Origin of the sequence: Aliidongia sp. (assembly GCF_035943795.1) — a bacterium.
In the GTDB taxonomy this organism is placed as follows: Bacteria; Pseudomonadota; Alphaproteobacteria; order ATCC43930; family CGMCC-115725; genus Aliidongia.
Map to the genome: position 1 here is coordinate 46,736 of NZ_DASZBY010000103.1, position 6,875 is coordinate 53,610.

The following is a 6,875-nucleotide window of genomic DNA, read 5'->3' on the forward strand; positions in this document are numbered from 1 at the left end:
CGACGTAAAGCAATTCCGCACGCGCCGATCACATGGATGAGGCAACCACGCCGCCAGGTCGCTCAGCGCCGGATCGGACCGATGCGCGATAGATGGATCAGCAGATGCCGGCACAGGGTTTCGTCGGGATAGCCGGTCCGTTTCAGATCGAGTTCGGCCTGGGTCAGGCGCTTCAACAGCCGCTCGCAGCGCTCCTGCGGCCATTGCTCGGTCTGGCGTCGGAAGCGATCGGTGTATTTGAAGAAGATCGGCGGCCGCAGACTGCGCACTGCCAGGTCGAGCGGCTGGCCGCCGGCGACCTGCGCCGCGCAGAAATGCAGGCGCTGGGCATGGCGCATCACGGCCCGGACGATCGAGACCGGCGCCTGGCCTTCGAGGAACAGGCGGGTGAGGGCGCGGTCGATCGGTGCGGTGCGGCCGTCGAGCGCGTCGTAGATCACGTCCTCCAGCTCGAGCGCGCTCGAATCCCCGACCGAGGCGATGGCATCGGACAGCTCGATCCGGCCGCCGGCGCCGGCGTACAGCACCAGCTTTTCGATCTCCTGCCGGCTGATGCCGCGGTCGCTGCCCAGGTTGCCGATCAGGTATTCGACCGCATCGTCGTCGATCGCGATGCGCTGGGCCTGCAGCGTGTCGCGGATCAGACCCGCGACCTCGCGCGGGCCATCCGCATAGCACGCAATGGCCGCAGCTTTGTCGGCGGCCTCGCACAGCTTGCGCAGCGACGAGGATTTGCCGAGATCGCCGGCTTCTAGCACCAGCAGCGCGTCGCCGCGCCCGGCTTCCAGCACATGTTTCAGCGAGGCCGAGACGCCGTCCGTCGCATCGCGCACCCGGACGACCCGGCGGCCGCCCATCAGGCTCATGGCAGCGGCCTCGTCGGCCAGCAGGGCAGGGTCCTGCCGGATCTTGTCGGCGGTCAGCAGCGCCATGCGGAACGGATCGTCGACGCCATCGCCCAGCACGGAGCGCGCAAGCGCGTCGGCGCGCTCCCGGACCAGCCCTTCGTCGGGGCCGAACACGAGGGCGACGGTGACGGCACCATCCGGCCGCTTCAGGAAATTGGCGAGTTGGACACCGGTGAATTTCATGAAAGCCGGCCCGTCATCCGGTCATCCGCGTCGCGCGCCTCACGGCTTGCTGGCGACCTGCCGCAAGTAGAGGGCGACCCGTTCGTGGATCTGGTCGCCGACGTCGCGCACCGCCCGCAATTCCTCGGTCTGCTCGCCGATCGTATTGGCATATTGATTGTCGAGTACGTCGAGGCCGTTGTCGGAACGGACGGTGCCGGTGACGGCCGGCTTGCCGTCGGCGAGGCCGCGCAGCACGTAGCTGGCGCTGATGCGGACGGTGGTGTGGCTGGCCGTTCCGTCGGACCGCAGCGCCGAATCATATTCCTGCTTGGTGAGCGCCACTTCCAGCCGATAGCGGGCGGGAACGCCGGTCGACGTCGGGTTGAAGCCGTCGCGCAGCTGGTTGGTCAGCACCTGGCCCAGGCGGTCGTGGATCTGATCGACCTGCACCGACGCCAGGGCGGGATCGAGGCCATTGCGGTCGTGGGCCGCATACAGCGGATGGAAGCCGCAGCCGGCGAGGCCCAGCATCATGAGGCCCGTGCCGGCGGCGGCGAGGAGGCGGTTACGCCACGACATTGATCACCCTGTTCGGGACGACGACGACCTTGCGGACCGGTTTGCCTTCGAGCGCCCTTTGTACCTCGGGCAGCGCCAGGGCGGCAACCCGCGCCACCTCCTGGTCCACGTCGCGCGGCTGGTCGATCGTGCCGCGCAGCTTGCCGTTGACCTGCACCGCCAGCTTGACCGTATCGTCCCGGACCAGGGCCGGCAGTGCCGTGGGCCAGGGCTGGTCGATCAGCAGCGCCTCGTGGCCCATGACGCGCCACAGCTCTTCGGCCAGATGCGGCATCATCGGGCCGATCAGGACGGTTAGGGTCTCCAGCGCCTCGCGCAGCACGGCGCCGTCGATCGTGGCGACGACGCCTTCCAGATGGTTCGACAGCTCGCGCAGGCGGGCGACGCCGCGATTGAAGCGGAACTGCTCCAGATCTTCGGTCACCGCCGCGATGGTCTTGTGGACCAGGCGGCGGGTTTCGCCCGCATCATCGATGGATGTGCCGATCGGCGCCAGCCGGTCGCGATGCTCGTAGATCAGCCGGAACAAGCGGTTGACGTAGCGCCACGTACCCTCGACGCCGGCCTCGGTCCATTCCAGGTCGCGCTCGGGCGGGCTGTCGGACAGCAGGAACAGGCGCGCGGTGTCGGCGCCGTAGCTGGAGACGATCTCGTCGAGCCCGACCAGGTTCTTCTTGGACTTGGACATCTTTTCCAGGCGCCCGACGACGACCGGCTCGCCGTTCGAGGTCGCGATGCCGTTCTCGCCGATCGTCACTTGCTCCGGATAGAGCCAGTTGCCGGCCGTGTCCTGGTAGGTCTGGTGACAGACCATGCCCTGGGTGAACAGGCCTGCGAAGGGTTCGGCCAGGTCCAGATAGCCGCAGGCCCTGAGCGCGCGCACGAAGAAGCGGGAATAGAGCAGATGCAGGATCGCGTGCTCGATGCCGCCGATATACTGGTCGACCGGCAGCCAGTAATCGACGTCGGCGCGTTCGAACGCCTGGTCGGACCGGGGCGAGCAGTACCGCGCGAAATACCAGGAGGATTCGAAGAACGTGTCGAACGTGTCGGTCTCGCGCGTCGCCTTCCCGCCGCAGGTGGGGCAGGCGACATGCTTCCAGGTCGGATGCCGGTCCAGCGGATTGCCCGGCTGGTCGAAGCTGACGTCGTCCGGCAGCTTGACCGGCAGGTCCTTCGCCGGCACGGGCACGATGCCGCAGGTCTCGCAATGGATCACCGGGATCGGACAGCCCCAATAGCGCTGCCGCGACACGCCCCAGTCGCGCAGGCGATACTGGATCGTGCCCTTGCCCGCATCCATCTGCTCCAGACGGTCGATGACCGCCCGCTTGGCTTCAGGCACGGCCAACCCGTCGAGGAATTCGGAATTGACGATGATGCCGTCGGTCGCCACGAACGCCTCGGTGCCGACGTCGGGCGCCGGGCCGTCGGCCGGGCGAACGACGACAAGGACCGGCAGCCCGTATTTGCGGGCGAAATCCAGATCGCGCTGATCATGGGCCGGGCAGCCGAAGATGGCGCCGGTGCCATATTCCATCAGCACGAAATTCGCGATGTAGACCGGCAGGGTGACGCCGGGCAGGAACGGATGGGCGACCGACACCCGGGTTTTCAGGCCCAGCTTCTCGGCCGTCTCGATCGCGGCCTCGGACGTGCCCATGCGGTTGCATTCGGCGTTGAACGCCGCGATCGCAGGATCTTCCGCCGCCAGCTTCTGGGCGATCGGGTGGTTGGCGGAGATGGCGCAGAACGAGGCACCGAACAAGGTGTCGGGCCGGGTTGTGAAGATCTCCAGCCGGTCGCCGGCGAACCCGTCGCCTTCGAGCGCGAAAAACACGCGCGCGCCTTCCGACCGGCCGATCCAGTTCGACTGCATGACCCGGACCCGATCGGGCCAGCGATCCAGCGTCTCGATCCCGGCCAGCAGCTCGTCGGCGAAATCGGTGATCTTCAGGAACCACTGCGACAGCAGCCGCTTTTCCACGAGCGCGTTCGACCGCCAGCCGCGGCCGTCGATGACCTGCTCGTTGGCCAGCACGGTATGCTCGACCGGATCCCAGTTGACCCAGGATTCCTTGCGGTAGGCCAGGCCATTCGCCAGGAAATCCAGGAACATCTTCTGTTCGTGCCGGTAATATTCCGGATGGCAGGTCGCGATCTCGCGGTCCCAATCATAGGCGAGCCCGATCAGCTTCAGCTGGGCGCCCATGGTCGCGATGTTCTCGTAGGTCCATTTGCCGGGATGGATGCCGCCGGCGATCGCCGCATTCTCGGCCGGCAGGCCGAAGGCGTCCCACCCCATCGGATGCAGCACGTTGAAGCCGCGCGCGCGTTTGAACCGGCTGACCACGTCGCCCATGGTGTAATTGCGCACGTGGCCGACGTGGAGCTTGCCCGACGGATACGGGAACATCTCCAGCACGTAGTATTTCGGACGGCTTGGATCGGTCTTCGCGGCGAAACTGCCGCGCTCGCGCCAGACCGACTGCCAATGGGCCTCGGCCTCATGAAAATTATACCGATCCATCCCAACCACCTTAACGGACGACGGCCGGTCCGCGGATCATCCCGGATGATCCGGAGGGACGAAGGCCGCCAGGCCCGACCACCGCCTTTGATCCAAAACGCAGGGCAGCCGCTCAATATATAGAGGCGGCCGCCCCATCCGCTACGACGACTGCTGCGCCGTATTCACCCGCAGCTGGCGGGCGCGGGTAAGGATCGCGTTCTCGAGATCGGTTGCCGTCTTCGGGTCGACCGTCGCATCGACCCAGCGCCCGTCCGGCGCATGGCTCTGGCGGAACACCGTCGCCTTGATCCCGTCGGCGCGCAGCTGCCGGTCCAGGATGTAGACGTTCAGCTTGAAACGATCGTTCGGCGTCTCCGGCGGCGTATACCAGTCGGTGATGATGACGCCGCCGAACGGATCGGCCGACGTGAGCGGCATGAACGACACCGTGTCGAGCGAGGCGCGCCACAGATAGGTATTGACGCCGATGCCCTGGGCGCCCTGGGCATCCTTCTTGGATCCACCGCCGAACAGGCCGATCAAGCCGTTGCTGCCGAACACCGAATTGTCCGGCTGCGTCTCGTCGACATAGCGCGGATCGTTCGGCCGATAGGCGGAATCGCTTGGCGAGACGTCGCCGCAGCCGGCGAGAAACGTGACCGACGCAATGCCGAAGGCGAGTGTGGTGGCGCGAAAACGGTTGACCATGGGACTCCTCGAACGTCCCACCGCGTCCGGCGGCACGGGCGGCCGACACGGGATCATCAGGGGGACTGCAGATCTTACGCGCACGGTTCCTAGCATGTTCCGACGCGGCTTCAAAGCGGCGCAAGCGCGCCGACAGCGCCATTGGCGGGTCCGATCCCTCGGACCGGATTGTGGTGTCCGGGCAACAGTATTTGGAAATGCCCGCGCGGAATCGTCGTCTTTCTTGACCCCGCGATAGCATTCCGTACTTTCCTGCTTGGGATTGCGAAAGAATCGACCGCGGCTCGCATGGGGACCCGCCGCGGCCACCGGGATCAAACGATCGATCACGGTGCGCGATAGTAGGAACTTCCTGGAGGGGAATCATGAAGAAGCTATTGTTGGGGACTTCCGCGCTCGTCGCGGCTGGTCTTTTCTCGAACGCGGCGCTCGCCCAGACGGCGACGACGGATCAGCCGATCACGATGAAGTTCGGCGGCCAGTACTACGCTGGTTTCGGCGCGACCATTCAGAACGACGACAATCCGGGTGAAGCTGGCTACAAGCGCGAGCCGACTGCCGCGCAGGATTACTTCCTGATCCGGTTCCTGGGTTCGACGACGTTCTCGAACGGCATCACGGCTGGTATCTGGACTCGCTTGAACGCGTTCAGCGCTCCTTTCGGCGGCGTGAACACGACCACGGGCTTCCAGAGCTCGAACAACACCGTGATCAAGGACTCGTACGTCTACCTCAAGAACGCGGCCACCTGGGGTGAGTTCCGCATTGGTGACGACAGCGACGTCCGCCGCAACGACGCGGTCGGCAACAACGCCGGTGTGACGGGTGACGGCAACATCGGTGCGAACTCGGGTGCCATCTACTTCTCGGGCTCGCCGGTCTACAACTTCACGACCCTGAACCTCGATGGCCGTGGCACGAAGCTCGTGTACTACAGCCCTGTCATCGCCGGCTTCCATGTCGCCTTCGACTATACCCCGGACAAGGCTGGCGGTCACACCTACGGCCCGGGCAACGGCGGTGACCAGAATGGTCCGACCGACAACATCACCAACGGCCTGTTCCCGAGCTACCTGAACTCCGCGACCGCCTATAACTACTGGTCGGTTGCGGGCGGTTGGACCGGTACGGTCGGCCCCGTCAAAATCGCCTACACCCTCGGCTACTCGACGGCGAGCCGCAAGGCAGCGATCTCGACCAAGACCGCGCTCGGCAATCTGACGGTTGGTTCGAACAGCGACACGACGAACGCCAACCCGCAGGTCTATAATACGGGTCTGCAGGTCAATTATGGCCCGTGGGAGCTGGGCTTCAACTACGAGCAAGCGATGGCCCTCCCCGGCGGCGCGGCCGGCACGTTCTCTGGTGCTGGTCAGGCTACCGCGTTCAACGCGGCTGGCGTGCCGACGGCATTCACCGTCCGTTCGAACGAGATGATCAGCAAGCAGAGCGACTTGAACCTCTCGTACACCGTCGGCGCGATCCGCATGGGTGCGGAATGGTCTCGCGGTTCGTTCGAAGGCATCACCGGCGACGCCGATGTGAAGCGTGCGGCGAACAACGACGTGTTCCAGGTCGGCGCCACCTATACGGTCGGACCGGGCATCAACCTCGCTGGCCTGATCCAGGAAACCCTCTACGATCCGAACGGCGCCTATGTTCCGGCCGGTCCGAGCTTCGTCAAGGGTGCGGGCGGCGTCTCGGCGAACAACAACGTCTACGCCAAGAGCTTCAATGCGACGGCGGTCATCATGGAAACCTCGTTCCGCTTCTAATCGGAACATCGTATCCAGCGACTTGGGGGAGAGCGGTTCGCCGCTCTCCCCTTTTTATTTCCAGCAGGCGCGGAGTTCGTCGGCACCCATGGGCGGCATCATCTGGCTCGCATCCTTTCCCAAATCCGGGAACACCTGGATGCGCTCGTTCCTGCACAATCTCCTGCGCAATCCGACCGAATCCTACGACATCAACACGCTGACGGATTTCACCTACGGCGAGGCGCA

At 65.3% G+C, this 6,875-nt stretch carries 5 protein-coding genes; 1 reads left to right on the plus strand and 4 read right to left on the minus strand.

Annotated elements, in window-relative coordinates; genetic code table 11:
* Window positions 1–62: 62 nt before the first annotated feature.
* The 4 genes from holA to VGV37_RS20315 all read right to left on the minus strand — a co-directional run bounded on the left by holA (window position 63) and on the right by VGV37_RS20315 (window position 4,872).
* Complete coding sequence (gene holA / locus VGV37_RS20300) at window positions 63–1,091, minus strand: DNA polymerase III subunit delta (RefSeq protein WP_326881571.1); 1,029 nt, start codon at window positions 1,089–1,091, stop codon at window positions 63–65.
* A 39-nt stretch (window positions 1,092–1,130) separates the two neighbouring features.
* Window positions 1,131–1,652 (minus strand): LPS assembly lipoprotein LptE, encoded by a 522-nt coding sequence (lptE, locus tag VGV37_RS20305; RefSeq protein ID WP_326881572.1) that lies wholly within the window; start codon window positions 1,650–1,652, stop codon window positions 1,131–1,133.
* Window positions 1,639–4,182, minus strand: coding sequence for a leucine--tRNA ligase (leuS, locus tag VGV37_RS20310; RefSeq protein WP_326881573.1), 2,544 nt, complete (start codon window positions 4,180–4,182; stop codon window positions 1,639–1,641). Before leuS ends, lptE begins: the two co-directional genes overlap by 14 nt.
* Before the next feature lie 141 nt (window positions 4,183–4,323).
* Window positions 4,324–4,872, minus strand: coding sequence for a DUF3576 domain-containing protein (locus VGV37_RS20315; protein ID WP_326881574.1), 549 nt, complete (start codon window positions 4,870–4,872; stop codon window positions 4,324–4,326).
* Between the two features lie 365 nt (window positions 4,873–5,237).
* Between VGV37_RS20315 and VGV37_RS20320 the strand changes: the two genes are divergently transcribed.
* Entirely contained in the window at window positions 5,238–6,647 is a 1,410-nt protein-coding gene (locus VGV37_RS20320) for a hypothetical protein (protein WP_326881575.1), read from the plus strand.
* Window positions 6,648–6,875: the final 228 nt, after the last annotated feature.